The 24358-nt window shown below is 64.9% G+C and carries 21 protein-coding genes and 1 pseudogene; 12 read left to right on the forward strand and 10 right to left on the reverse strand.

Going from position 1 to position 24358, the window contains the following annotated elements:
* Positions 1–17 precede the first annotated feature (17 nt).
* From BRA1417_RS0137710 to BRA1417_RS0137725, 4 genes are all read left to right on the forward strand, one after another.
* Positions 18–1751 (forward strand): adenylate/guanylate cyclase domain-containing protein, encoded by a 1734-nt coding sequence (locus BRA1417_RS0137710; protein WP_027520226.1) that lies wholly within the window; start codon positions 18–20, stop codon positions 1749–1751.
* Positions 1752–2083: 332 nt separating this feature from the next.
* The gene (locus tag BRA1417_RS0137715) at positions 2084–3283 is read left to right on the forward strand and encodes a molybdopterin-dependent oxidoreductase (protein ID WP_027520227.1); all 1200 of its coding nucleotides are present in this window, start codon (positions 2084–2086) and stop codon (positions 3281–3283) included.
* A gap of 11 nt (positions 3284–3294) precedes the next feature.
* Positions 3295–3603, forward strand: a complete 309-nt coding sequence (locus tag BRA1417_RS0137720; protein ID WP_027520228.1) for a sulfite:cytochrome C oxidoreductase subunit B — start codon at positions 3295–3297, stop codon at positions 3601–3603.
* Positions 3604–3811: 208 nt separating this feature from the next.
* Positions 3812–4012, forward strand: a complete 201-nt coding sequence (locus tag BRA1417_RS0137725) for a cold-shock protein (protein ID WP_007596519.1) — start codon at positions 3812–3814, stop codon at positions 4010–4012.
* 169 nt (positions 4013–4181) lie between these two features.
* On the opposite strand, the gene BRA1417_RS0137730 is transcribed toward BRA1417_RS0137725, so the two are convergent.
* Positions 4182–4643: an Lrp/AsnC ligand binding domain-containing protein gene (locus BRA1417_RS0137730; protein WP_007596520.1), complete on the reverse strand. Its 462-nt coding sequence runs from the start codon at positions 4641–4643 to the stop codon at positions 4182–4184.
* Between the two features lie 114 nt (positions 4644–4757).
* On the opposite strand from BRA1417_RS0137730, the gene putA reads away from it, so the two are divergent.
* From putA to BRA1417_RS0137745, 3 genes are all read left to right on the forward strand, one after another.
* Positions 4758–7757: a bifunctional proline dehydrogenase/L-glutamate gamma-semialdehyde dehydrogenase PutA gene (gene putA, locus BRA1417_RS0137735; protein WP_027520229.1), complete on the forward strand. Its 3000-nt coding sequence runs from the start codon at positions 4758–4760 to the stop codon at positions 7755–7757.
* A gap of 114 nt (positions 7758–7871) precedes the next feature.
* A complete protein-coding gene (locus BRA1417_RS0137740) occupies positions 7872–9077 on the forward strand; it encodes a CaiB/BaiF CoA-transferase family protein (RefSeq protein ID WP_027520230.1) in 1206 nt (401 codons plus the stop codon).
* A 150-nt stretch (positions 9078–9227) separates the two neighbouring features.
* On the forward strand, positions 9228–9875 hold the full coding sequence (locus tag BRA1417_RS0137745) for a glutathione S-transferase family protein (RefSeq protein WP_027520231.1): 648 nt from the start codon (positions 9228–9230) through the stop codon (positions 9873–9875).
* Between the two features lie 9 nt (positions 9876–9884).
* Here BRA1417_RS0137745 and BRA1417_RS45185 read toward each other — a convergent pair whose 3' ends face one another.
* The 3 genes from BRA1417_RS45185 to BRA1417_RS0137760 form a co-directional block, all read right to left on the reverse strand.
* The gene (locus BRA1417_RS45185) at positions 9885–10049 is read right to left on the reverse strand and encodes a hypothetical protein (protein ID WP_198034904.1); all 165 of its coding nucleotides are present in this window, start codon (positions 10047–10049) and stop codon (positions 9885–9887) included.
* A gap of 24 nt (positions 10050–10073) precedes the next feature.
* The gene (locus BRA1417_RS0137755; protein WP_027520232.1) at positions 10074–11624 is read right to left on the reverse strand and encodes a hypothetical protein; all 1551 of its coding nucleotides are present in this window, start codon (positions 11622–11624) and stop codon (positions 10074–10076) included.
* 94 nt (positions 11625–11718) lie between these two features.
* The gene (locus BRA1417_RS0137760; protein ID WP_027520233.1) at positions 11719–12672 is read right to left on the reverse strand and encodes a hypothetical protein; all 954 of its coding nucleotides are present in this window, start codon (positions 12670–12672) and stop codon (positions 11719–11721) included.
* A gap of 289 nt (positions 12673–12961) precedes the next feature.
* Between BRA1417_RS0137760 and BRA1417_RS0137765 the strand changes: the two genes are divergently transcribed.
* Both BRA1417_RS0137765 and BRA1417_RS0137770 read left to right on the forward strand, forming a co-directional pair.
* Complete coding sequence (locus BRA1417_RS0137765) at positions 12962–13333, forward strand: Crp/Fnr family transcriptional regulator (RefSeq protein WP_027520234.1); 372 nt, start codon at positions 12962–12964, stop codon at positions 13331–13333.
* Positions 13330–14142, forward strand: a complete 813-nt coding sequence (locus BRA1417_RS0137770; protein ID WP_027520235.1) for an MBL fold metallo-hydrolase — start codon at positions 13330–13332, stop codon at positions 14140–14142. The genes BRA1417_RS0137765 and BRA1417_RS0137770 overlap by 4 nt, the downstream gene beginning before the upstream one ends.
* A gap of 109 nt (positions 14143–14251) precedes the next feature.
* Here the strand turns inward: BRA1417_RS0137770 and BRA1417_RS0137775 are convergent, their stop codons facing one another.
* From BRA1417_RS0137775 to BRA1417_RS0137785, 3 genes are all read right to left on the reverse strand, one after another.
* A complete protein-coding gene (locus BRA1417_RS0137775) occupies positions 14252–14749 on the reverse strand; it encodes a TPM domain-containing protein (protein ID WP_027520236.1) in 498 nt (165 codons plus the stop codon).
* Positions 14750–14751: 2 nt separating this feature from the next.
* The gene (locus BRA1417_RS0137780) at positions 14752–15642 is read right to left on the reverse strand and encodes a YgcG family protein (RefSeq protein ID WP_027520237.1); all 891 of its coding nucleotides are present in this window, start codon (positions 15640–15642) and stop codon (positions 14752–14754) included.
* Positions 15643–15780: 138 nt separating this feature from the next.
* Positions 15781–16389 (reverse strand): LemA family protein, encoded by a 609-nt coding sequence (locus BRA1417_RS0137785; RefSeq protein WP_027520238.1) that lies wholly within the window; start codon positions 16387–16389, stop codon positions 15781–15783.
* Between the two features lie 184 nt (positions 16390–16573).
* On the opposite strand from BRA1417_RS0137785, the gene BRA1417_RS0137790 reads away from it, so the two are divergent.
* From BRA1417_RS0137790 to BRA1417_RS0137800, 3 genes are read left to right on the forward strand one after another with little or no spacing between them, the layout of a single operon-like run.
* The gene (locus BRA1417_RS0137790; RefSeq protein ID WP_027520239.1) at positions 16574–17428 is read left to right on the forward strand and encodes an enoyl-CoA hydratase; all 855 of its coding nucleotides are present in this window, start codon (positions 16574–16576) and stop codon (positions 17426–17428) included.
* Between the two features lie 5 nt (positions 17429–17433).
* On the forward strand, positions 17434–18582 hold the full coding sequence (locus tag BRA1417_RS0137795; RefSeq protein ID WP_027520240.1) for an acyl-CoA dehydrogenase family protein: 1149 nt from the start codon (positions 17434–17436) through the stop codon (positions 18580–18582).
* 15 nt (positions 18583–18597) lie between these two features.
* Entirely contained in the window at positions 18598–19794 is a 1197-nt protein-coding gene (locus tag BRA1417_RS0137800) for an acyl-CoA dehydrogenase family protein (RefSeq protein ID WP_027520241.1), read from the forward strand.
* A gap of 179 nt (positions 19795–19973) precedes the next feature.
* On the opposite strand, the gene BRA1417_RS0137805 is transcribed toward BRA1417_RS0137800, so the two are convergent.
* From BRA1417_RS0137805 to BRA1417_RS41550, 3 genes and pseudogenes are all read right to left on the reverse strand, one after another.
* On the reverse strand, positions 19974–22298 hold the full coding sequence (locus BRA1417_RS0137805) for a xanthine dehydrogenase family protein molybdopterin-binding subunit (RefSeq protein ID WP_027520242.1): 2325 nt from the start codon (positions 22296–22298) through the stop codon (positions 19974–19976).
* Positions 22299–22439: 141 nt separating this feature from the next.
* A complete protein-coding gene (locus BRA1417_RS0137810) occupies positions 22440–23315 on the reverse strand; it encodes a dihydrodipicolinate synthase family protein (protein ID WP_027520243.1) in 876 nt (291 codons plus the stop codon).
* Between the two features lie 58 nt (positions 23316–23373).
* Positions 23374–24337 (reverse strand): annotated as a pseudogene (locus BRA1417_RS41550) (VOC family protein).
* Positions 24338–24358 lie beyond the last annotated feature (21 nt).

Raw genomic sequence — 24358 nt, forward strand, 5'->3', positions numbered from 1 at the left:
ACTGATACAACAGAATCATGGCCGCAACCGCATCCTCACGATTTTCCGAGCTTTCCCGCGCCATCAGCGTGCGCCAGGTGCGGCTGGTTTGCGGCGTCATCCTGTTCGCTTATGTGGTCAGCCATTTCCTCAACCATGCGCTCGGCAACATCTCGGTCGATGCCATGGAGATCGGGGTCTACTACCACACGCTGTTCTGGCAGTTCCTGCCGGTTGCGATCACGTTCTACACGGCGGCGCTCACGCATATGGGGCTCGGCATCTACGCATTGTATCTGCGCCGGCAGTTCCGCTGGCGGACGGTCGAGCCGCTGCAGCTCGTGCTGGGCTTGAGCATCCCCGCGCTGGTCATGGGGCATGTGATCGGCGTGCGGCTCGGGCAGACGCTGTACGGGCACCAGAAACTCTATCCGCAGGAACTCTATCTGTTCTTCGTCGCGTCGAATCGTATCTGGACGATGACGATCCTGCTTCTCATCGCCTGGGTGCACGGCTGCATCGGCATCTATTTCTGGCTTCGCCTCAAACCGTTCTTCACGCGCGCGGCGCCCTATCTGCTCGCGGCGGCCGTGCTGATCCCGACGCTGTCGCTGCTGGGCGTCTACCAGGGTGGCCGCAGCGTCGAGATCGAGGCCGACGACGGGGAATGGCGGACGCATAATCTCACGCGGCGCCAGGTCGGCACGGCTGCCGAGGCCACGACGCTCGACCGCATCACCGGCGGCCTCACCGCCGGTTATCTCGGATTGCTCGCCTTGGCGCTGGCCGCACGCGGCGTGCGGGCCTTGCGCGAACGACGCGGTGGCATGATCGCGCTGTCCTACGGCAACGGCAAGACGGTGCGCGTCCCCAAGGGCCTCTCCGTGCTGGAAGCGAGCCTGCGCCACAATGTGCCGCATGCCAGCGTCTGCGGCGGCCGCGCCCGCTGCTCGACCTGTCGCATCCGCATCATCGGCGATCATGACGCCCTGCCCGAGCCGTCGCAGCGCGAGGCGTTCGTGCTCACCCGCGTCGGCACCAGCGACCCCTCGATCAGGCTCGCCTGCCAGCTGCGGCCGACGTCGGATCTCTCCTTCTTCCAGCTCTTCACCGCGCATACTCTGACGGCGAGCACACGGGCCTCGACGCCCGCCAGAATCGGCCAGGAGCGCTATCTCGTCAGCCTGTTCGTGGACATGCGCGGCTCGACGCAGCTGGCCGAGAAGCGGCTGCCGTTCGACACCGTGTTCATCGTCAACCGCTTCCTCGGCGCCGTCTCGCAGGCCGTGATCGAGAATGGCGGCCAGCCGAACCAGTTCGTCGGCGACGGCATGCTGGCGCTGTTCGGGTTGAGCGCCGATCCGCAAGAGGCCTGCCGGCAGTCGCTGAAGGCCGCCGCCGGTATCGCCAGGCAAATCGACGATCTCAACGAGCTCCTGAGCCACGATCTGCGCCAGCCGATCCGCTTCGGCATCGGCATCCACGGCGGCGAGGTCATCATCGGCGACATCGGTTATCGCGATCACATCGTGTTCACGGCGCTGGGCGACGCCGTCAACGTCGCGGCCCGCCTCCAGGACATGACCAAGACACTGGCCTGCGAAGCGATCGTCTCGGAGGAAGTCCGCCGCACCGCGGGCCTTGCCGACGATGCGCTGCCGCAGCAGGAGGTCGCGATCCGCGGCCGCGACGAACCGATGGCCGTGCGCGTTGTCGCGGACGCCAGGGCGCTGTCGGTGCTGGTTGATCAGGGCGAACGCGTCGCGGCGTGATTTCTTTACCTCTCCCCGCTTGCGGGGAGAGGTCGGAATTCGCGCATAGCGCGGATTCCGGGTGAGGGGGTACAGGTCTCGCGGCAGTCGCACGTGTGGAGAGAGGCCCCTCACCCCAACCCTCTCCCCGTAAGAACGGGGCGAGGGAGCGTACCTTCACCGCGGCGACGGCCCAGCTCAATCTCGTCACCGCGTAACACCGGCTTGCTGCAACGCAGCGGCATGGGCCTGCTGCGAAAGCACGAATTGACTTCAACCGAGTCGTTGCGACACATGAGTGCGAGATCGCGGTGATGACCGTGATCCACCGAAAAGCTCCGGGAGGAGACCACATGTTCGATCGACGCGACCTGCTCAAAGGAGCGGGCCTTGCCGCTGTTGCGACTGCACTGAACTCGACCAAAGCGCTGGCACTCGACACCGTCGCCCTGCCCTTCGCCAATGGCGAACGTCCCTTGGTGAAATATCCGCAGAAGCGGCCGATGATCGGCCTGACCAGCCGCCCGCCGCAGCTCGAAACGCCGTTCGCGGTATTCAACGACGGCCCGATCACGCCGAATAACGCGTTCTTCGTGCGCTATCACCTGTCCGACCTGCCCTACAGTCTCGACCCCGACAAGTTCACGCTCGAGGTCAAGGGCAAGGTCGACAAGCCGCTCAAGCTGTCGCTGAAGGACATAAGGAAGATGAAGGCGACCGAGATCGTCGCCGTCAACCAGTGCTCCGGCAACAGCCGCGGCTTCCTGGATCCGCGCGTGGCCGGGGGCCAGCTCGCCAACGGTGCGATGGGCAATGCGCGCTGGCGCGGCGTGCCGCTGAAGGCGGTGCTAGCGATGGCGGGCGTGCAGAGCGGCGCCAAGCAGGTCACCTTCAACGGCATGGACGGTCCGGTCAGCGACAAGACGCCCGATTTCGTCAAGGCGCTCGATATCGATCACGCGAGCGACGGCGAGGTGATGCTGGCCTATGGCATGAACGGCGAGGACCTGCCGTTCCTCAACGGCTTTCCGCTGCGCCTGATCGTGCCCGGCTATTTCGGCACCTATTGGGTCAAGCACGTCAACGAGATCACCGTCATCGACAATGTCTATGACGGCTTCTGGATGAAGTCGGCCTACCGCATTCCGGACACGCCGAACAATGCGGTCGAGCCGGGCACCGCACCGAAGGCGACGATCCCGATCAACCGCTTCACCATCCGTTCCTTCATCACCAGCGTCCCCGACGGAGCCAAGCTGAAAGCAGGCGGCACGACGCTGCGCGGCATCGCCTTCGACGGCGGCAAGGGCATCAAGGAGGTCGCGGTCTCCACCGACGGCGGCAAAACCTGGACCAACGCCAGGCTCGGCAAGGACCTCGGCAAATACTCGTTCCGTGAATGGACGCTGCCGGTGAAGCTCGCGGCGGGCTCGCACGAGCTCAAGGTGCGCGCCACCGGCAATGGCGGCGAAACCCAGCCGGATACGCCGCGCTGGAATCCGGCGGGTTATCTACGCAACGTCGTCGAAACCGTCCGCGTCACCGTGGCTTGAGGGGAATGATCATGCAGCGCACCGTTTTCCTCACCATCACGCTCGCCCTCGCCGCCGTGGTGGGTTCTGCACTTGCAGCACCGGTCAATTACAAGACCCCCGATGAGGTCGCGGCGTTCAAGCCCGGGCCCAATCTTGAAGTCGTGCAGGGCAATTGCAGCGCCTGCCACTCCGCCGACTACATCAACACGCAGCCGCCGATGAAGGACAAGAAAGGTTTCTGGCAGGCCGAGGTCACCAAGATGATCAAGGTCTATGGCGCCCCGATCGACGATGCCGATGTCGGCAAGATCGTCGATTATCTGGCCACGACTTATTGACGGATGGCGCGCGGCGCGCGGACCAAGTGACCGCGAAACGGGCAAATCCGGCAAAAACGCCGCGAAGTTGAGCGGAATTCGGCGAAAGGCCGATGTGGTTTGAGCTACCAAGCCAGCCACATTCCGCGTATCGTATTAGGACCGAACCGGCCGGTTGGCGGGGACTGGCGGTTCGCGATCTCGGAGGAAGACCCGCGGAGAAGTCGTGATGGCTAAAGGTACGGTCAAGTGGTTCAACCCGACGAAGGGTTATGGATTTATCCAGCCTGCGTCGGGCGGCAAGGATGTGTTCGTGCATATCTCGGCAGTGCAGAAAGCCGGTCTGTCGTCCCTGAACGAAGGACAGACGGTGGAATATGAAGAGATCGCAAACCGAGGCAAAAGCTCCGCAGAGAACCTCAAAGTATAAGCCCGCCGGCTGTTGCTACCTCCCGGATCGATCCGGGAGCCGGGCCAAGAAATTTCAGAAGACGGTCAGTGCATTCGACGACAGGCGTTGCGATTGCACACGGAAAACTATTTGCCCGCGAAGACCGCCCGTTCAACGCCACAGCAATGACAATCGCGACGGCACTTCGTTAGTCCACCGGCAATGGTGCGTCGCGCTTGATCTCTTCCATCACCGCATAGGTTCGCGTTTCGCGCACGCCCGGCATCGACAGCAAGGTCTCGCCGAGGAAACGTCGATACGCGGTCATGTCTGCCAGCCGCGCCTTCACAAGATAGTCGAAGCCGCCGGCAACCATGTGACACTCCAGCACTTCGGGCGCGAGCTTCACCGCGCGGGCAAAACGCTCGAAATTGTCGGGCGTGGTCTTGTCGAGCAGCACTTCGACGAACACCAGGAGCCCAAGGCCGAGCCGGTGCGGGTTGAGCCGCGCGCCATAGCCTTCGATAAAGCCCTCTCGCTGCAAACGCTTCAGCCGTTCGCCAATCGAGGTCGGCGACAGCCCAATGCGTTCCGCGAGCTCGACATTGGCGATTCGCCCATCCTGCTGCAAAATCGAGAGGATTTTCCGGTCTGTTCGATCTAATTCCATACTTTATGAGGCCAAATGGGTGCGAGGCTTCATTTCCTAAGCCAGATCAGCTAAATTGTCTATCGAGCTAAGGTAACGCCGGCATTATCCTGGATCGGAGCCACAGGACACGCCATGCCGAACATTCCGCCTCCCTTCTCCGCCGCCTACGCGCCCGATGATGCCGATATCGCCGCGCGCCTTTTGCCGTCTGCGCATCTCGGCCCCCCGCAGGAGGCGCGGATCGATCGCACCGCGACGCGGCTGATCGAAGCCATCCGCAAGCGCGACGACCGGCTTGGCGGTGTAGAGGACATGCTGCGGGAGTTCGCACTCTCGACCAAGGAAGGGCTGGCCTTGATGGTGCTGGCCGAGGCGCTGCTCCGCGTACCGGACGCGCGCACCGCCGACCAGTTCATCGAGGACAAGCTCGGCGAGGGCGACTTCATCCATCACGAGACCAAGTCCACCGCATTCCTGGTCAACGCCTCGGCCTGGGCGCTGGGCCTCTCGGCGCGGGTGATCCAGCCCGGCGAGACGCCCGACGGCACCATCGGCCGTCTCGTGAAGCGGCTGGGCGCACCCGCCGTGCGCACCGCCACGCGCCAGGCGATGCGGCTGATGGGCAATCATTTCGTACTGGGGGAGACCATCGCGCAGGCCCTGGAGCGAGCCCGGCCGCGCTCCGGCGAGAGGGCGCGCTATTCCTTCGACATGCTCGGCGAAGGCGCCCGCACCGCCACTGACGCCAGGCGCTATTTCGACGCCTATGCCAGTGCCATCGAGACGATCGGCAAGGCGGCGGGTCACCATCCCCTGCCCGACCGGCCCGGCATCTCCGTCAAGCTCTCGGCGCTGCATCCGCGCTTCGAGGCGATCAGTCGCGACCGCGTGATGAGCGAACTGGTGCCGCAATTGCTGGACCTGGCGCAACGCGCCAAGGCCCATGACCTCAACTTCACCGTCGATGCCGAGGAAGCCGACCGGCTGGAATTGTCCCTCGACGTGATCGCGGCAACGCTCGCCGATCCCTCGCTTGCCGGTTGGGACGGATTTGGCCTCGCGATCCAGGCCTACCAGAAGCGCGCCGGCGACGTGATCGACTATGTCGACGCGCTCGCCCGCGCGCATGACCGCAAGCTGATGGTGCGGCTGGTCAAGGGCGCCTATTGGGACACCGAGATCAAGCGCGCGCAGGAGCGCGGGCTCGACGGCTACCCCGTGTTCACCCGCAAGGCGATGACGGATCTGAACTACGTCGCCTGCGCTCAAAAGCTGTTGAGTCTGCGGCCGCGGATCTTCCCGCAATTCGCCACGCACAACGCGCTGAGCGTCGCGACCGTGCTAGAGCTTGCCGGCGCGAACGGCGGCTTCGAATTCCAGCGCCTGCATGGCATGGGCGAGGCGCTCTACGAGCAGCTCGCCAAGGATCACCCCGAGATCGCCTACCGCACCTACGCCCCGGTCGGCAGCCATCGCGACCTGCTCGCTTATCTGGTGCGGCGACTGTTGGAGAACGGTGCCAACTCCTCCTTCGTGGCACAGGCGTCCGATTACCGCGTGCCGGTTACGGCGCTGTTGCAACGCCCGGCGGATGCCATCGTCCGGCCGCAGCAGGCGTCCCATCCGAAAATTCCGCTGCCGGGCGATCTGTTCGCGCCGGAACGGCGCAATTCGCGCGGCGTCGAATTCGGCGCGCGCGCCGCGCTCGACCGGTTGCTGACGGATGTCAAAGCCGAGACGATCGACCTCAAGCCGATCGCCGACGCGACGCCCGATCAGGCCAATGCGGCAGTGGCTGCAGCGCGCGCCGGCTTTGCCGCCTGGAGCCGGACACCCGCAGCCGCGCGCGCGGCGGCGCTGGAGCAGGCCGCGCATCTTCTGGAGAACCGCGCGCCCCATTTCATCGCGCTGCTGCAACGCGAGGGCGGCAAGACGCTCGACGATGCGCTGTCGGAGCTGCGCGAGGCCGCCGACTTCTGCCGCTATTATGCCGCGCAAGGCCGCAAGCTGTTCGGCAACGATGTGGCGATGCCGGGCCCGACTGGCGAGAGCAACGCGCTGGCCATGCGCGGCCGCGGCGTCTTCGTGGCGATCTCGCCATGGAATTTTCCGTTGGCGATCTTCCTCGGCCAGATCACGGCCGCGCTGATGGCCGGCAACAGCGTGGTGGCCAAGCCCGCGGAGCAGACCCCGCGCATTGCGGTCGAGGCAGTGCGGCTGCTGCACGAGGCCGGCATCCCCGCAAGCGCGCTGCACCTCGTCGCCGGCGACGGCCGCATCGGCGCCGCGCTGACGGCGCACCCCGATATCGCGGGCGTCGTTTTCACCGGCTCGACCGAGGTCGCGCGCAGCATCAATCGGGCGCTGGCGGCCAAGGACGGGCCGATCGTGCCGCTGATCGCGGAGACCGGCGGCATCAACACCATGATCGCGGATGCGACCGCGTTGCCCGAGCAGGTCGCGGACGACGTCGTCACCTCGGCGTTTCGTTCCGCCGGCCAGCGCTGCTCGGCGCTGCGGCTGCTGTTCGTGCAGGAGGACGTCGCCGACCGCATGATCGAGATGATCGCGGGCGCGGCGCGCGAGTTGAAGATCGGCGACCCCAGCGACGTCGCGACCCATATCGGTCCGGTGATCGATATCGAGGCCAAGCAGCGCCTCGATGCGCACATCGCACGAATGAAGGGAGAGGCGCGGCTGCATTTCGCCGGCACCGCGCCGGAAGGCTGCTTCGTCGCGCCGCATATTTTCGAGCTTGGCGATGCTGGCCAGTTGACCGAGGAGGTGTTCGGCCCGATCCTCCACGTCGTGCGCTACCCTGCCGAAAATCTCGAACGCGTCCTGCAAGCCATCGAGCGCACCGGCTACGGGCTGACGCTCGGCATCCATTCCCGCATCGACGATACCATCGAGGCGATCGTCGACCGCGTCCAGATCGGCAACATCTACGTCAACCGCAACATGATCGGCGCCGTGGTCGGCGTGCAACCGTTCGGCGGCAACGGCCTCTCCGGAACCGGCCCGAAAGCCGGCGGCCCGCACTACCTCGCGCGCTTTGCGACCGAGCAGACAGTGACGATCAACACCGCAGCAGCCGGCGGCAACGCTGCCCTGCTCGCAGGGGATGAGTGAGCCGCGGCGAGGAGCGTTGCATCCCGCCGAAACATCGGTCTAATGCTGCCCGCGACGTGGCCCTCGCCAATTCCAGCGCGCGGGAAACAACACGAGCAAGGGAGCGATTCCGCGATGGAAAAGGGCATTTTTGCAGGGCTCAAGGTGCTGGATTGCGCGAGTTTCATCGCAGCACCAGCGGCCGCGACCGTGCTGTCGGATTTCGGTGCCGATGTCGTCAAGATCGAGCCGCCGGGCGCAGGCGATCCCTACCGCAATCTGCCCAACATTCCGGGCTATCCGACCAGCGAGCACAATTTCGCCTGGCTGTTGGAAGCGCGCAACAAGAAGAGCATCGCGCTCGACCTCGCAAAGCCGGAAGCGCAGGCCGTGCTCTACAAGCTGGTGGAAGAGGCCGACGTCTTCATCACCAACATGCCGCCGCCGGTGCGCGCCAAGCTCGGCATTACCTACGACCACCTCGCCCATCTCAATGATCGCCTGATCTACGCCTCCTTCACCGGCTATGGCGAAAAGGGCGAAGAGGCCAACAAGCCCGGCTTCGACAGCAACGCCTATTGGGCGCGCTCCGGCCTGATGGACCTCGTCCGCGCCGACACCGACACGACGCCGGCTCGCTCGGTCGCCGGCATGGGCGACCATCCCTGCGCCATGGCATTCTACGGTGCCATCGTCACCGCGCTGTACCAGCGCGAGAAGACCGGCAAGGGCTCGCATGTCGCCTCCAATTTGATGGCGAACGGCGTATGGGCTGCGAGCGTGCTGGCGCAGGCCAAGCTCTGCGGCGCCAAGTTCGCCGAGCGGCGGCCGCGCGAGCGCGCGTTGAACGCGGTCGCCAACCACTACCAGTGCAAGGACGGCCGCTGGCTGATCCTGTCGCTGCTGAGCGAGGAGAAGCAGTTTCCGACACTGGCCAGGTGTCTCGGCCGCGAGGACCTCATCACCGATCCGCGTTTCGCCACCAAACCCGACCGTCACGCCCGCTCGGTCGAACTGATCAAGATCTTTGACGAGACCTTTGCGACCAAGGATCTCGCCGAATGGCGCAAGATCCTCGACGGCAACGGACTCGTGTTCGGTATCGTCGGCATCCTGGACGACATCCCGAACGACAAGCAGATGCTCGACAACGAGGTTCTGGTGCCGTTCGAGAACGACACCATGCTCACCATCTCCAGCCCGATCTGGATCGACGGCGCCAAGAAAGTGCAGCCGCGCAAGCCGCCCGGCGTCGGCGAGCACAGTGACGAGATTTTGCGCGGCGCGGGATACGACGACGCCGCGATCAAGCAGCTGCGGTCGCAGGGGGCGGTGGGGTAGGCAATACGCTGCCACACCCCCGTCATTGCGAGCGCAGCGAAGCAATCCAGAATCCCGCCGCGGACGCATTGCTGGATTGCTTCGCTACGCTCGCAATGACGATGTCAGGAGATCGCGGTATAATAGTCGGGAAAGTAATCGCGAGGTCCCATGCCCAGTTACCGCCTGCACTACTTCCCCGAATCCGGCAACAGCTACAAGCTGGCGCTGATGCTGACGCTTTGCGGCGAGAGTTTCGAGCCGGTCTGGACCGACTTTGGCGGCGGCGTCACGCGCACGCCGGAATGGCGCAAGAGCGTGAACGAGATGGGCGAAATTCCCGTGCTCGAAGTCGACGGTGTGAAGATGACGCAGACTGCGCCTCTCCTGCTCAAGCTTGCCGAGCAGTACGGGCGTTTCGGTGCCGACACGGCGGAGGAAAAGTTCGAGCTGCTGCGCTGGCTGTTCTGGGACAACCACAAACTCACCGGCTACATGGCGACCTACCGCTTCATGCGCGCCTTCACGCAAAGCAACGATCCGCAGGTGCTGAAACACTTTCGCAGGCGGCTCGAAGATTTTCTCGGCATTCTCGACGGCCATCTCCAGCACAACGAATTCGCGATCGGCACCAGGCCGACCGTCGCCGATATCTCGATGATGGCCTATCTGCACTATCCGAGCGACGAGCACGGCTTCGACTTCGCGGAAAGCTATCCCGCCATCCACGCCTGGCTTGGCCGCATGGCCGCTCTGCCCGGGTGGAAGCCGGCCTACGAGCTGCTGCCCGGCAAGCGGATGACGAACTACGCGAAGTGAGCGTGCCGTCTACTTCAGCGCCAGCCAGCCGAGCGTGAGCAGGATTCCGCCGATGATGACGACGACCGTGACCGCCCAGGTGCTGACGCGGATGCTGCCGGTGACCTGCTTGGCCTCTTCATTCTGCGCGATCTCGCGATTGCGCTCCTTGTTGGCTTCGCTGGAGTCCGTCATGGGTCATCCAAATCGCTTGTGGGCTTAACGCGTCTTGATGAAGCACATGCCGATGCGGCGCGAGGCCGCGGCAGCCTGACAGGTCAATCCTTTAGCACAGCTCCATGACGTAAAACTCCTGTCGGCCGATCCCGATCCCGCATTTTCCAGGGAACAATGCGCGCCCCAGCCGTCCTGATATTCGGTCCCGGCCAGCTCAGTGCTGCCGCGGGTCTGCGGCCGGCTGGCAAATCCGCGTGAGAAATCAGGGCGTTTGCCTGCGGCCATCGCGGTCACGATGTCGCGGCGGCGGACCTGGTCGCCAAGAAAATGCGGCGAGGCCGGCACGATGGTCGCATTGGACGGCTTGTCCGCAAGCCAATCGACGCCCGGAAAATGAAAGCCGCCGATGCCGCGGGTCTGGTGGCACCCGGCGCAGGTGACGTCATTGAGGCGGCGCTGGAAGCCCGCGACCGAGCGGACGTTCTGCATGTCGATGCCACGCGCCGCCGCCTGCTTCAGCGCACCAACCACGTCGTTGTCGGAGAAGACCGGCTCGCCTTGCCCCTCTCCGTTGCCCTCCCCTTGCATCATCCCGAACTCCGGCTGCAACGGAGAAGCATCAAGGCCGGCTGGCGTCGGCACGATTGCAGCCTTGGCCAGGAATTTTTCGGGGATCAGCACCGTGCCGCGATCGAAGTCGCGAAGATGATCGGGCGCGAGCAGCCAATCCCTGAAGTCGCGCCGGAGATCATCGTCGGCGAGAATACGGTCGCGGTCGATCTGGTTCTCCAGCGTCGACTCCGCGAACGTCTTCGAGGCGGCGTCGTACTTGAACACCTTGAGCAGATAGTCGGAGCGGAAATCGTGCAGCGCCGATTTCGCCGCAACCGAGATCTGAATGTTGGTCTCGATGCGATCGAGCATCGCATCGTAAGGGAAGAAGTCGCTGCCGATCAGCCCCTGCCAGTCGCCATTGCCGAGCCAGCGTCGCGCCACCTCGGCGCAGGTGATCGGCGAGCCGCTCGCATCCGTCTGCCGCGCATCGCGCGCTTTCATTACCAGATTGAACGTCATCGGCAGCCGTGTGGCTGTCCTGCCGCTATCCGGCTTGGTCTCGAAACGCGCGAGACGATAGATCAGCCTGATCTCGCCGCAAGACTCTTCCGAGACATAGGCCCGGTCCATGCGGTTGACGATGCCGGCCAGCACGAAACGGGTGTCGCGGGATTTCAGATTGGCGCGATCGAACAATTGTACGTCGAGGCCCTCGCCGACGCCGATGGTCTCGGTCGGATATGCCGCCTTCTGCCGCGCGACGTAGCGGTCGATCTCGGCGTCGATTGCGGGACGAATGTCCTTGAGCTGCGACAACTCCGAGAACATCAGATCGGTCGTCAGCGGAAGGCTCGCGTTCCGCTCCGGCCACAACAGGCGCGAGATCGTGAATGCGTCGTGCTGGTCGAGCTCGCGCAGGAGATCGGGATCGGTGATCGCCGTGCCGCGTGCCAGTTGCGCGTTCTCTGCGGCCAACAACGACAGGACGCCGCCGAAAAATACGGCGGCGGCAACGAGAATTCGCAAGGCGCGGCTCATGCCTCAGGTAACACCGCGCAGGGACGACTATTCAAGCAAAAAGGCGCTTCACCTGGTGGTGAAGCGCCTCTTCGAAAGTCGGATGATGAGCGGCTCAGCGCGCGACGATCAGCCCTTTGCTGGTGACGACCACCCACCGGCCGTCCTGACGGCGGATCGCATCGACACGGCCGACGCCCGGGATGGGGTCACCGGCATAAACCTCGTAGAGGCCACCGCGGCCCTCGACCAGTGCGCCGCCGTTGGAGACGTCGCGCAGCACCCAGCCTTCGACCGTCGGCAGCCGGCCGACCTCGGTCTTGGGTACAGCGGGAGCCGGCGCGGCTGCGGGGGTGGCAACCTGGGCCGGTGCGATCGAGCCGGTGGTCTCACGGGCGGGCACGGCGGCTGCGGCCTGTGCGGGCGCCGCCGGCGGGGTGGCGCGGAGCTTGTCGACGGTCTCCGACAGCTTCGCGATTTTGGCCATCGGCTCGGCCTGCGCCTTCTCGAGCTTGTCGAGGCGGTCGTTGGTCCGGTTGAACTGGCCAAGGCCGGTCTTGGAGGTATGCTCGGCGTTGGCCTTGAGCGCGACGACATCGGCATCGATCCGGGCGACCGAGGATTCCAGCGCGCTGGTGTCGGCAACCTGTGCCGGCGCGGGGCTGGCGAAGTGCATCATCCCTGCGGTCGCCAGCGCGCCGCTGATGGCGCCGACGCTGGCCGCAATCGCCACCACTGCGGCCATCGCCGACAGGCGGCGCTTGCCGCCGGTCTCGCGTGGCTCGTCCGCCTTCACATGCGGCGCAAACGCCTCACGGTCCCAGGACCGCTCCGCGGGTGCCATGACAATGAGCTTGCCGGGCTTCGGCTCGGACTTGGTCTCGGCTTTGGCTTCGAACTTCGGCACCTCGATCCGCGGCGGCTCAATCTTGACCGGATCAGGCTTCGGCGGCGTCTCGTGGTCGGGGGCAATCGAGGGGGCCTCGACGCCGGCAGCAGCCTCGATGGCCCGCGGCACGGTCGCTGCGGCTTCGACGACGCCAGTATCCTGGGCGGCCTGCTCGGGCATTGGTTCGCTCACGGCTCAAATACTCCAGTCTCGGTTGACCTTTTGGTAACTTTCATTGCTTGCGAATTCCTTACCTGCGGACCCGCTTACCAAAATTTTAGGAACTCATCCGGGGCCGAATTGGGCCGGCAAAGTGGAACCGGTGTGACGGCGTGCAACAAATCGTCAGCCGATGCTGCCCTGCGGTAGGGCACGCTCCTGCCAGAACAGGCTGTTTGCCCGCCCCTGTTACCCCGCTAACATGACTGCCTGTCAGTCAGAACGGCTGCAGAGGCCCTTGGGGGGTGTCATGACGATCGAGAAGTGCATCAACGAGTTTGGCGTCGATGACATCATCTTCGAGGAAGGCTCGACCGGCCGCGAGCTGTACGTTGTCCTCGACGGGGAGGTCGAGATCGCCAAGTTCAGCGGCGCCAGCAAGACCAGCATCATCAAACTCGGCAAGGGCGAATTCTTCGGCGAGATGGCCGTGATCGACGGCTCGGCACGTTCGGCGACCGCCATCGCGGCGGCGCCGAACACCAAGGTGATGAGAGTCAACCACGCCCGCTTCGTCTATCTCGTCAGCCAGCAGCCGGCGTTTGCGCTGATGGTGATGGACGCGCTATCGAAGCGCCTGCGCGCCGCCAACGCGGTCAGCTACCGGGCGGCCCAATCATGAGCGACGGCAAGCCGACGGCCTTTCCGGTCCTGATGAAGAACGACACCTGCTCGCTGATTCAGGCGGCGGACGACGTCTACCAGATCCGTTTCTCCAATCGCGCCGCCAACGTCTATCTCGTGCGCGGCTCGGCGCGGACCATCCTGATCGATACCGGGCTGTCCTCGAACTATGCGGCGATGGTCGAATGCCTGAACTTTGTCGGCTGCCCGCCGGAGAAGATCGACATGGTGGTGCTCAGCCACGAGCATCTCGACCACATCGGCGCGGCCTGGCACTTCAACGAGCGCCGCACCTTCGTCGCCGCCCATCGCCTCGCCGCCAACAAGATCATGCTGCGCGACGACTTCTCGATGCTGCGAAAGATGTTCAACGAGCCGAACGTACCTGTTAACATCGACATCTGGCTCGAAGAGGGCAATCTGATCGACCTCGGCAATTTCCGTCTCAACGTGATGCACACGCCCGGCCACACCTCGGCCTGCATCACGCTGTTCGACCAGGACAAGGGGCTGTTGTTCGCCGCCGATACGCTCATGCCCGGCGGCGTGATGGGCGGCGTGTTCGGCTCGGGCAGCATCGCCGACTACATCGAATCGCTGGAGCGGCTTAAAGGATTGAACGCGAAGATCCTGCTATCAGGCCACGGCCGGCTGTCGGACACGCCGCAGGAAGACGTGCGCATCGCCATCGCGCGGTCGCACGGCTTGCTGGAGGACACCGCACAATTGTTCGACGCACTGGATGCGCGCTCGAACTTCGAGCCGATCATGCAGTCGGTGCGGGATCTGAACAAGCTGGACGATTAGGGGGGCGTGCGGGCGTTGGTCCGCAAGGCAAAGCACCGATGTCCCCACAACGTCGTCCTGGCGAAAGCCAGGACGACAGCGGGACTCCATCACCGCCTGCTTGTAGCGGCTACATCACCACCGGCGCATCCGGGAGCTCGTTCGCATGCGGGCCCCGCGGCGGGAAATGCCTTGCCAGCTCCCGGGACACCGCCTCGATGCCGCCGATCACGCCGCGCTCGAATTGCCCCAACCTGAACTCCGCCTCCATCGCGCGGCAGATGCTCTCCCAGCCCTCGGCGCCAACCTTCGCATCAATACCGCGATCGGCGATGATCTCGACATCGCGGTCGGCGAGCAGGAGATAGATCAGGACGCCGTTGTTGTGCGCGGTGTCCCAGATGCGCAGTTGCGCGAACACGTCGAGCGCGCGCTCCCGCGCCGGCTGGTTGCGAAACAGCGGCCCGCCGTCGAGCGCGCCTTCGACCACGAAGCGCACCTGGCCGGAATGGCTGGCTTCGCCGCGCTTGATCGCCTGCTCGATGCGGTCGAGCACGTCTTTCGGGAACACCTGCTTGGCACGCCAATGATGCTGAAGCAGATGCCGGGTGATGCGCCTGATGCTCATGACTACCAGCTCCCCGAGGCGCCGCCGCCGCCAAAACTGCCGCCACCGCCGCTGAAGCCGCCGCTCGACGACGATCCGCTGCTCCAGCCGCCGGATGACGAGCCGCTCGACCACGAGCGGCCGCGCGAGGATCCCGTGCCCGATCCCGCCCCAAACAGATCGGCGATAAACGTCAGGACAGCGCCGAGCACACCGACGCCCAGTCCAATGGCCGCGGAGCCGATCACGAACCAGGCGAGGGCACCAACGATCGCTCCGGTTATCCCCGAACCGAACAGCCGCCCGAACATCGAGCGCAGGATGCCGCCGATGACCAGCGGGCCGAACAGCAGGAAGTAGAAAAGCGGCTCGACGTCGTTCCAATCGCCGAAGTTCACGCTGCGCGATGGCGTCGGCAACGGCTCGCCGTCCATGACGCGGATCATGCGATCGACGCCCGCCGTGATGCCGCCGGCGAAATCGCCACTCCTGAACTTCGGCGTGATGGCTTCGTCGATGATGCGCCGCGACGTGACGTCGGTGAGCGCACCCTCGAGGCCGTAGCCGACCTCGATGCGAAGGTGTCGGTCGTTCTTGGCCACCACGAGGATGGCGCCGTCGTCGACCTTCTTGCGTCCGATCTTCCAGGCCTCCGCAACGCGGATCGCGAACTGCTCGATGGTCTCCGGATCCGTCGTCGGCACGATCAGGACGGCGATCTGGCTGCCTTTGCGCGTCTCGAAGTCCTGCAGCTTTTGCGACAGCGCGGCGATGTCGCCGCTGGAGAGCGTGCCGGTCTGATCGACCACGCGGCCGGTGAGCTGGGGTATGGCGACATCGGCTGAGGCGGGAAGCGCAAAGGTGAACAGGAGCGCGACCGCGATGGCAACACGCCACCACACAGTCGCTGTCATCGCCCGGCTCGACCGGGCGATCCAGTATTCCAGAGACGCCAGCGGGATATGGTGAAGCCGCGGCGTACTGGATTCCCCGCTTTCGCGGGGAATGACAGTGGTGGGTGGGGCTGCGCGCATGCGCAAAATAGCGCGCACTTACTTGGACGGCGCCGGCGCCGGATTGAAATCGACCTTCGGTGCGGTCGAGATTTCCTTCTCGTTTCCGACCGAGAAGTTCGGCTTCTCCTTGTACCCGAACATCATCGCAGTGACGTTGCTCGGGAATGAGCGGATGGTGACGTTGTAGTCCTGCACCGCCTTGATGTAGCGGTTGCGCGCCACCGTGATGCGGTTCTCGGTGCCCTCGAGCTGCGACATCAAATCCTTGAACAGCGCATCCGACTTGAGCTGCGGGTAGTTCTCGGTGACCACGAGAAGCCGCGACAGCGCGCCGGAGAGCTCGCCCTGGGCCGCCTGGAATTTCTGGAATGCGGCGGGATCGTTCAGCACCTCGGGCGTCGCCTGGATGCTGCCGACCTTGGCGCGGGCATTGGTGACGCCGAGCAGCACGTCCTTCTCCTGCTGCGCAAAACCCTTCACCGAGTTGACGAGGTTGGGCACGAGATCGGCGCGGCGCTGATACTGGTTCACCACCTCGGACCAGTTGGCCTTGATCTGCTCGTCCTCGCTCTGGATCGCGTTATAGCCGCAATTGGTGAGGCTCAACGAGGCCAGCGCCGCCAGCACGGTCAGGATCTTGCGCATCAAATTTCTCCCGGTGGAATCGGGCGCAAGCTACCAGATTGCATGCGCGAGATGCCAGACATCTTGCGTCCGGGCCGAGGCCTGTGAAAAGCAGCCGATGTACGCAAGCCTCTTGCTTAATCCCGGCCGTAATAGTCAACTTGAGGGAACGATAATACCGGCTCGGGAACGCCAGGGGAACGCGATGAGTTCGTTCGAAACCATCCTCGTGGAGAGGCCGGAGCCGGCGATTGCCCGGATCGTGATGAACCGGCCCGATGCGCGCAACGCGCAGAACCTGCAAATGACCTACGATCTCAACGCCGCCTTCGATGAGGCGGTGCAGGACGACGCGGTCAAGGTGATCATTCTCGCCGGCAACGGTCCGCACTTCTCCTCGGGCCATGACCTGCGGGCCGGCAGCAAGAATGAAGCGGGCGTGGATTTTCCGCCGATCGGAAATTGGGGCGGCTTCGCCGAACCAAACGCGCATGGCCGCTTCGCGCGCGAGCAGGAGATCTATCTCCAGATCACGCGGCGCTGGCGCAACCTCGCCAAGCCGACCATTGCGGAGGTTCACGGCAAGTGCATCGCCGGCGGCCTGATGCTGGCCTGGGCCTGCGATCTCATCGTCGCCAGCGACGATGCGCAGTTCTGCGATCCCGTGGTCACCATGGGTGTCTGCGGCGTCGAATGGTTCGTGCATCCCTGGGAGCTCGGCCCGCGCAAGGCCAAGGAATTTCTGTTCACCGCAGACAGCTGGAGCGCGCAGGAGGCGCACCAGCTCGGCATGGTCAACCGGGTTGTGCCGCGCGCCGAGCTCTCATCGCAGGTGCTGGAGCTGGCACGCCGGATCGCATCAAAGCCGTCCTTTGCGCTGAAGCTGACCAAGGAGGCGGTGAATCGTTCGGTTGACGTGATGGGCCAACCGGCCGCAATCGACCAGGCCTTTGCGCTGCATCAGCTCTGTCACGCGCATAATCTTCAGGAATTCGGCATGGTGGTCGATCCATCCGGCCTGCATCCTTCCGTGCGCAAGCCGTCGGCAGCCGCGGAGTAGACGGGATGGATCTCAATCTCACCGATGAGCAACGGCTGCTGCGCGAAAGCGCGGAGCGCTTCGTGGCCGAAAGCTACGATGCCGCTCACCGCCGCAAGATGGCGGACGATCCGCTCGGCTTCAGCCCGGCGGTGTGGAAACAATTCGCCGAGCTCGGCTGGCTGGCGTTGCCGATCGCCGAGGAGTTTGGCGGGCTCGGCGGCAGCGCGGTCGAGATCGGCATTTTGATGGAAGCGTTCGGCCGCGGGCTGGTGTCGGAGCCGTACATCGCAACAATCGTGCTTGGCGCTGCGTTGATCGAGCGATGCGGCAGCACGGCGCAGAAACAGGCAATCCTGCCGAAGATCGCGGATGGATCGTTGAAGCTCGCGCTCGCGCATTCCGAGCGCGCGGCACGGTTCGATCTTGCCAAGGTCGCAACCACCGCCCACAAGACGGCGCAAGGCTGGCGCCTGGCCGGCAGCAAGATTGCCGTGCTCGACGGCCATGCCGCCGACGAGATCATCGTCTCCGCGCATATCCATGATCATCAGGGGCCATCGGCGCGGATCGGCCTGTTCCTGGTGCCGGCGACGACGCCGCGTGTTGCGATCTCCGACTACGAGCGCCTCGGCGGCGGGCGCGCCTGCAACGTCGCGCTGTCGGACGTGCAATTGTCGGAGGATGCCTTGCTCGGCAACGGGCATGACGCGCTGGCGGCCATCGAATGGGCTGTTGACCGCGCCATGGCTGCACTCGGCGCCGAGGCCGTCGGCATCATGCAGGTGCTGCTGGACACCACGCTGGAGTACACAAAAATCCGAAAGCAATTCGGCCGGCCGCTCTCGGCGAACCAGGTGATCCGCCACCGCCTGGCCGACATGGCAGTGCAGGTCGACGAAGCCCGCTCGATGGCGCTGCGCGCCGCGCTGAAGGTCGGCGCCGATCCGGTCGAGCGCGCGCGGGCGGCGTCGGGCGCGAAGGCGAAGATCGGCAGATCTGCGCGCTTCGTCGGCGAGCAGTCGATCCAGCTTCACGGCGGCATGGGCGTCACCGAGGAGCTCGAGGTCGGCGCTTATTTCAAGCGGCTGGTCGCGTTCGACACCCTGTTCGGCGGCAGCGCGCACCACTATGGCCGCCACGCCCGGCTTGGCCGCAGCACCGTGCCGGCCTGACACTGGGAGAGCATCATGGACCTGTCGTTCAATGCCGAGGAGCGCGCCTTCCAGGATGAGGTGCGCGGCTTCATTGCCAGAAATCTCACCGAGGAGATGAAGCGCGCGACCGCGCTGACGCCATCGGTGTTCTCCGACCCCGATATCGGCATGGCCTGGCAGCGCACGCTGCACAAGCAGGGCTGGGGCGCGCCGGGCTGGCCGGTCGAGCATGGCGGTCCGGACTGGACGCCGGCGCAGCGCTGGATCTTCGAGACCGAAAGTGCGCGGGCCGGCGTGCCCAATGTCAACGTGATGGGCGTTAAGATGGTCGGCCCCGTCATCATCGGTTTCGGCTCGGCGGAGCAGAAGAACTTCTACCTGCCGCGCATTCTCTCCGGCGAGGACTATTGGTGCCAGGGCTATTCCGAGCCGGGCTCCGGCTCCGATCTCTCCTCGCTGAAGACGCGCGCAGTGCGCGATGGCGACGACTACATCATCAACGGCACCAAGATCTGGACCACGCATGCCCACCACGCCAACCGCATGTTCGCGCTGGTGCGCACCAGCGACGGCCCGCGGCAGCAAGATGGCATCAGCTTCATCCTGATCGACATGAAGACGCCGGGCATCACGACGCGCCCGATCCTCACCATCGGCGGCGACCACGAGGTCAACCAGGTATTCTTCGACGACGTCCGCGTTCCCATGGCCAACCGCGTCGGCGAGGAAGGCAAGGGCTGGACCTACGGCAAGTACCTGCTCGAGTTCGAGCGCGGCTCCGGCATCGCGTCGGCAAAATTGCGCGAGGGGCTGAAGGCGGTCGCGGAGCTGGCTGAGTCCGACCTGACGGGGCGCGCGATTGACTGTCCCGACATCGCGACGCGCATCTCCGAGGTCGAGGTCGATATCGACGCGCTGGAGATGACCGAGCTGCGCGTGCTGTCGGCACTGCAGACCGGACAGAACCCCGGCGCGGTCTCGTCGATCCTGAAGCTGCGCAACAGCGAGATCCGCCAGGCTGTGACCCGGCTTGGTGTTGACGTGATCGGCCATGACGCCCTCGCGGTCGAGCCGATGCGTCCGCTTTACAGGCTCAACCATGAGCCGCCCATGCCGGAGGAGATGCTGACGGTGATGCCGGAATATCTCAACGGGCGGGCGTATACGATCTTCGGCGGCACCTCGGAAATTCAGCGCGATATTATCGCGAAAATGATGCTGGGGATCTGAGGGGCACTGGCGCTACATTCTCCGCCGTCGTCCCGGCGCAGGCCGGGACCCATACGCCGTGACGAAGTTGTAGCGCGAAGCTGGTAACTACCCGTCTTCGCCAAATTTGAATCGGTGGTTATGGGTCCCGGCCTCCGCCGGGACGACAATTGAGATTGCTGCGAGGGCGTAAGCTAGAACTAGCTCGCCACCTTCGCGTTCTTGATCGCCTGCCAGATCTTCTGCGGAGTCAGGGGCGTGTTGAGCTGGGTGATGCCGAGCTCGGCGAGCGCATCCATCACGCCGTTGGTGACGCAGGGGGGACCGCCGATGGCACCGGATTCGCCGCAGCCCTTGGCCCCCAGCGGATTGGTGCGACAGGGCGCGGAATCGTCCAGCGTCACCACGATCGGCGGAACGTCGTCGGCGCGCGGGATGCAATAGTCCTGGTAGCTCGCGGTGAGCAGCTGGCCATCGGAATCATAGGACACGCCCTCGTACAGCGCCTGGCCGATACCCTGCGCCACGCCGCCATGGATTTGCCCCGTCACCAGCATCGGGTTGACGGCGACACCGACGTCGTCGACGGTGGTGTAGCGCACGACCTTGGACACGCCGGTCTCCGGATCGATCTCGACCTCGCAGATATGCGTGCCGTTCGGCCAGCTCGGACCATCCACCTCGCCTTCGGAATCGACGCTGAGCTTTGCGCCGCCTTCTTTCTCGGCAAGGTCGAACAGGCTGATGCGGCGGTCGGTGCCGACCACGGTGAGCACGCCGCCCTGGTATTCGATGTCCTCGATCGAGGTCTCTAGCACGTTCGCCGCCTTCTCGCGCGCCTTCTGGATCAGATCGTTGGAGGAGACCGCGACCGCCGTGCCGCCGACGAACAGCGAACGCGATCCGACGCTGCCAAAGCCCGTCGCCAGATCGGTGTCGCCCTGGACCACGTCGATCTTGTCCATGGGGATGCCGAGCGTGTCGGAGATCATCTGGGTGTAGGTGGTCTGCAGCCCCTGCCCCATCGCCATGGTGCCGGAATGCAGCACGACGCGGCCTTCCGACGTCGCGTGCAGGCTGACCTTTTCGGTGTGGGCGCGGCCGCCGGTCCATTCGATATAGGAAGTGAGCCCGCGGCCATAGAGCAGGCCCTTCTTCTTCGCCGCCTTCTTGCGCGCGGCAAAGCCATCCCAATCCGCAAGCTTCACGGCACGGTCGAGCATGTGCGCGAAGGCGCCGGAATCGTAAACCTGGCCCGCAGCGTTGGTGTACGGCAGTTGCGCCGGCTTGATGTAATTCGCTTTCCGGATCGCGCGCGGATCCATGCCGATTTTTCGTGCAGCCGCGTCGAACAGGCGCTCGACGATGAACACGGCCTCCGGACGGCCCGCACCGCGATAGGCGCCGACCGGCGCAGTGTGGGTCATCACCGACTTCACCTCGAAATGCACCAGCGGCAGATCATAGACGCCGGTCTGCACGAACGGCCCCAGCACCAGCGGGATGATATTGCCTGCACCTGACGAGTAAGCTCCGGTGCAGCCGATCGAGCTGACGCGATAGGCCAGCACCTTGCCCTTCTCGTCGAGCGCGAAGGAAGCGGTCGAGGTCAGATCGCGGCCGTGGGTGCCGCCGACGAATTCGTCGGTGCGGTCGCCGCGCCAGCGGATCTTCCTGTTCAGCTTGGTTGCGGCATAGGCGACGATGCCGTCCTCGGGATAGAGATTGGTCTTCTGGCCAAAGCCGCCGCCGATATCGCCGACCAGGACGCGCACGCTGTCCTTCGGACGCTTCAGCACGGCCTCGGCCAGGACGTCCCGGGTCGAGGCGGGCGTCTGCGATTGCACATGCAGCAGAAGGCGGCCGGACGTCTTGTCGATCTCGGCAATGGTCGAGCGCGGCTCCATGGCCGACGGCACCAGCCGCTGGCTGACGAGGTCGAGCTCGACGGTATGCGTCGCCCTGGCAAAAGCCTCGTCCACCTTGGCAGCATCGCCGTAAGCCATCGCGCCGACGATGTTGTCGGGCGCCTCCGGCCACACCAATGGCGCGCCGGGCTTGACCGCCTCGACCGGATCGACCACCGCCGGCTGCACGTCATATTCGACCACGATCGCTTCGGCTGCGCTCTGCGCATCGGCTCGCGAGGAAGCCACCACTGCGGCCACGGCCTCGCCGGCGTAGCGCACGATGTCGTGCGCCAGCAGGCGGCGTGGCGGCACCGTCATCGGCTTGCCGTCAGGGCGCTTGAAGATGCTCAGCGTCGGGATGACGCCGATGTCGTCCTTGACGAGGTCGGCGCCGGTGTAGACCGCGGTCACGCCGGGCATCGCAGTGGCGGCGCCGGTGTCGATCGAGACGATCTTCGCGTGGGCATGCGGCGAGCGCAGCAGGTACAACCACAGCGCGCCATCTTCGGGCTTGTCGTCGATGAACTGCCCCTTCCCGGTGAGCAGTCGCTGGTCTTCCAAACGCTTGACGGGCTGCCCCGCTCCGAAACGCAAATTGCCGGGAAGAATGTTCATTCCGTGGGGTCCCTTAATCTCAAAAGCGGCCGCCTTTTAGCGGATCGAGGCATGCGAGGCCAGCCGCGGTTTTGGGCGGTATATCCACGATTTCGTCATGCCGGGCATAGGCGAGCGGAGGCGAAGCCGTCCTATGGACGCCTAGCCTAGCTCCCGCAGGGCCGCTTCCACGATCTTGCGCGCATCGGCGGTGAGTGCGGCCTGCGGCGGGACGGGATCACCGACGTCGTAGCCCTGGAAGGCCAATCCGGCCTTGATGCAAGCCGCCAGGTTGAAGCGGGCAAAAGCCTCGTTGATGCGCCACAGCCTGCGCTGGAGCGCCATCGCCTCGTCCCAGCGGCCGGCCTTGCAGAGGTCGTAGAGCGCGACGCTCTGGCGCGGAATGATGCACGCCGGGCCCGCCATCCAGCCGAGCCCGCCGATCAGCATCACGGCGGCCGGGATATGGGCGGAGGCCGAGAACACCCGCAAGGCATCGCCGCAGCGGTTCATGATCGAGAGCAGCCGGCCGGTGTTGGTCGAGGCGTCCTTGATGTAACCGATGCGCGGATGTTCGGCGAGACGCGCGATGACATCGAGGGTGAGATCGGAGCGCTGGAATTGCGGATTGGTGTAGATGACAACGGGGATGTCCACGGCATCGGCGATGGCACGGAAATAGGATTCGATTTGGGCATCAGCAAGCGGGAAATACGCTTCCAGGATCGCCAGAATGCCGTCGGCGCCGAGCTCCTGATACGCTATCGCCTGCGCCACCGCGTCAGCCGTCGAGGTGGAGGCAACGCCCGCAACAACAGGCACACGTCCCCTCGCCGCCTCGATCGTGGTCTGCACGACCGCTGTGCGTTGGGCGGCATTGAGATAGGCGAACTCGCCGGTCGAACCGAGCGGGGTCAGACCGTGGACACCGGCGCCGATTAGATCGTCGCAGAGTTTTGCGAGGACATTGGTGCGCACCGTACCGTCGCTATCGGCGGGCGAGACGAGATATGGAAAGACGCCGTGGAATTCGGACATGTCGGACCTGATCGCGGAATACTGGTTCGACCGGTCTTAGCAACGCCGGCGCAGGCGATCAAACCCTGATCAGCCGCACCCGTGTGCCCCAGGGATCAACCGCCTCCACGCCATTCGCCAGCGCCGTGACTTTCGCGCCGCCCTTGCGCAGGCGCTCGTCCTGCGCGGCAAGCAGCTCCGGCTTCTCCGTCACCAGCGAGAACCAGGCGAGCCCTGTTGCCTGATCGTCGCGTTGGCCGGCACCCTGGCTCTGCCAGACGTTCATGCCGAGGTGATGATGGTAGCGGCCCGACGACAGGAACGCGGCACCGTTGCGGCTGCGGGTCGGGTCCAGGCCGATGGCACCGTGGTAGAAGCGCTCGGCCTGCGAGGTCGCCGACGCGCAGATGCATGTGGCCGATGCGCAGACCGTCCGGCGCCTTGGCATAATCAGGCACGCGCGTATTGGTCAGCGACAGCAGGTCGGGAATGTTGAGCTCGTCGGCCGCCATCTTCACGCTGCCCTCGCTCCACTGCCATTGCGAGGGATCGCGGTCGGCATAGACCTCGATGCCGTTGCCTTCGGGATCGTCGAGATAGACGGATTCGCTGACGAGATGATCGGCAAAGCCCGAAAGCGGCACGCGATGCGAAGCGGCTGCCACCAGCCAGCGCGCCAAGTCCTTGCGCGTCGGCATCAGGAAGGCGGTGTGGTAGAGGCCGGCGGCGTTGCGCGGCTCGATTGTGGCATCGGGACGGGCCTCCAGCACCAGCAGCGAGATGCCGGCCGTGCCGAGGCTAGCGGCAGTTGCCGAGCGCTCCATCACGGTAAGGCCGATCACGTCGCGATAGTAGTCGGCGACCTTGTCGAGATTCTTCACCCGGAGGGTCACCATCCCGACCCGCATCGGCGTGCGGCTGGCATAGGTCGGCCCATCGCCCTCTGGTGCGCCCTCAGCGCGCGCCGCGCCCGCAGCCGCCATTGCAAGCGAGCTGGCGCCGGCGAGTTGAAGCAGGGTGCGGCGGGTGAGGTCGATGGTCATCAATCAGGGCTCGTAAAAAGG

This window comes from Bradyrhizobium sp. WSM1417, assembly GCF_000515415.1.
Classification (GTDB): Bacteria; Pseudomonadota; Alphaproteobacteria; order Rhizobiales; family Xanthobacteraceae; genus Bradyrhizobium.

What these genes read in the sequence shown, in the direction of transcription:
- BRA1417_RS0137710 (WP_027520226.1), top strand. Translation starts at nt 18, where the DNA reads ATGGCCGCAACCGCATCCTCACGATTTTCCGAGCTTTCCCGCGCCATC.
- BRA1417_RS0137715 (WP_027520227.1), top strand. Translation starts at nt 2,084, where the DNA reads ATGTTCGATCGACGCGACCTGCTCAAAGGAGCGGGCCTTGCCGCTGTT.
- BRA1417_RS0137720 (WP_027520228.1), top strand. Translation starts at nt 3,295, where the DNA reads ATGCAGCGCACCGTTTTCCTCACCATCACGCTCGCCCTCGCCGCCGTG.
- BRA1417_RS0137725 (WP_007596519.1), top strand. Translation starts at nt 3,812, where the DNA reads ATGGCTAAAGGTACGGTCAAGTGGTTCAACCCGACGAAGGGTTATGGA.
- BRA1417_RS0137730 (WP_007596520.1), bottom strand. Translation starts at nt 4,643, where the DNA reads ATGGAATTAGATCGAACAGACCGGAAAATCCTCTCGATTTTGCAGCAG.
- putA (WP_027520229.1), top strand. Translation starts at nt 4,758, where the DNA reads ATGCCGAACATTCCGCCTCCCTTCTCCGCCGCCTACGCGCCCGATGAT.
- BRA1417_RS0137740 (WP_027520230.1), top strand. Translation starts at nt 7,872, where the DNA reads ATGGAAAAGGGCATTTTTGCAGGGCTCAAGGTGCTGGATTGCGCGAGT.
- BRA1417_RS0137745 (WP_027520231.1), top strand. Translation starts at nt 9,228, where the DNA reads ATGCCCAGTTACCGCCTGCACTACTTCCCCGAATCCGGCAACAGCTAC.
- BRA1417_RS45185 (WP_198034904.1), bottom strand. Translation starts at nt 10,049, where the DNA reads ATGACGGACTCCAGCGAAGCCAACAAGGAGCGCAATCGCGAGATCGCG.
- BRA1417_RS0137755 (WP_027520232.1), bottom strand. Translation starts at nt 11,624, where the DNA reads ATGAGCCGCGCCTTGCGAATTCTCGTTGCCGCCGCCGTATTTTTCGGC.
- BRA1417_RS0137760 (WP_027520233.1), bottom strand. Translation starts at nt 12,672, where the DNA reads ATGCCCGAGCAGGCCGCCCAGGATACTGGCGTCGTCGAAGCCGCAGCG.
- BRA1417_RS0137765 (WP_027520234.1), top strand. Translation starts at nt 12,962, where the DNA reads ATGACGATCGAGAAGTGCATCAACGAGTTTGGCGTCGATGACATCATC.
- BRA1417_RS0137770 (WP_027520235.1), top strand. Translation starts at nt 13,330, where the DNA reads ATGAGCGACGGCAAGCCGACGGCCTTTCCGGTCCTGATGAAGAACGAC.
- BRA1417_RS0137775 (WP_027520236.1), bottom strand. Translation starts at nt 14,749, where the DNA reads ATGAGCATCAGGCGCATCACCCGGCATCTGCTTCAGCATCATTGGCGT.
- BRA1417_RS0137780 (WP_027520237.1), bottom strand. Translation starts at nt 15,642, where the DNA reads ATGACAGCGACTGTGTGGTGGCGTGTTGCCATCGCGGTCGCGCTCCTG.
- BRA1417_RS0137785 (WP_027520238.1), bottom strand. Translation starts at nt 16,389, where the DNA reads ATGCGCAAGATCCTGACCGTGCTGGCGGCGCTGGCCTCGTTGAGCCTC.
- BRA1417_RS0137790 (WP_027520239.1), top strand. Translation starts at nt 16,574, where the DNA reads ATGAGTTCGTTCGAAACCATCCTCGTGGAGAGGCCGGAGCCGGCGATT.
- BRA1417_RS0137795 (WP_027520240.1), top strand. Translation starts at nt 17,434, where the DNA reads ATGGATCTCAATCTCACCGATGAGCAACGGCTGCTGCGCGAAAGCGCG.
- BRA1417_RS0137800 (WP_027520241.1), top strand. Translation starts at nt 18,598, where the DNA reads ATGGACCTGTCGTTCAATGCCGAGGAGCGCGCCTTCCAGGATGAGGTG.
- BRA1417_RS0137805 (WP_027520242.1), bottom strand. Translation starts at nt 22,298, where the DNA reads ATGAACATTCTTCCCGGCAATTTGCGTTTCGGAGCGGGGCAGCCCGTC.
- BRA1417_RS0137810 (WP_027520243.1), bottom strand. Translation starts at nt 23,315, where the DNA reads ATGTCCGAATTCCACGGCGTCTTTCCATATCTCGTCTCGCCCGCCGAT.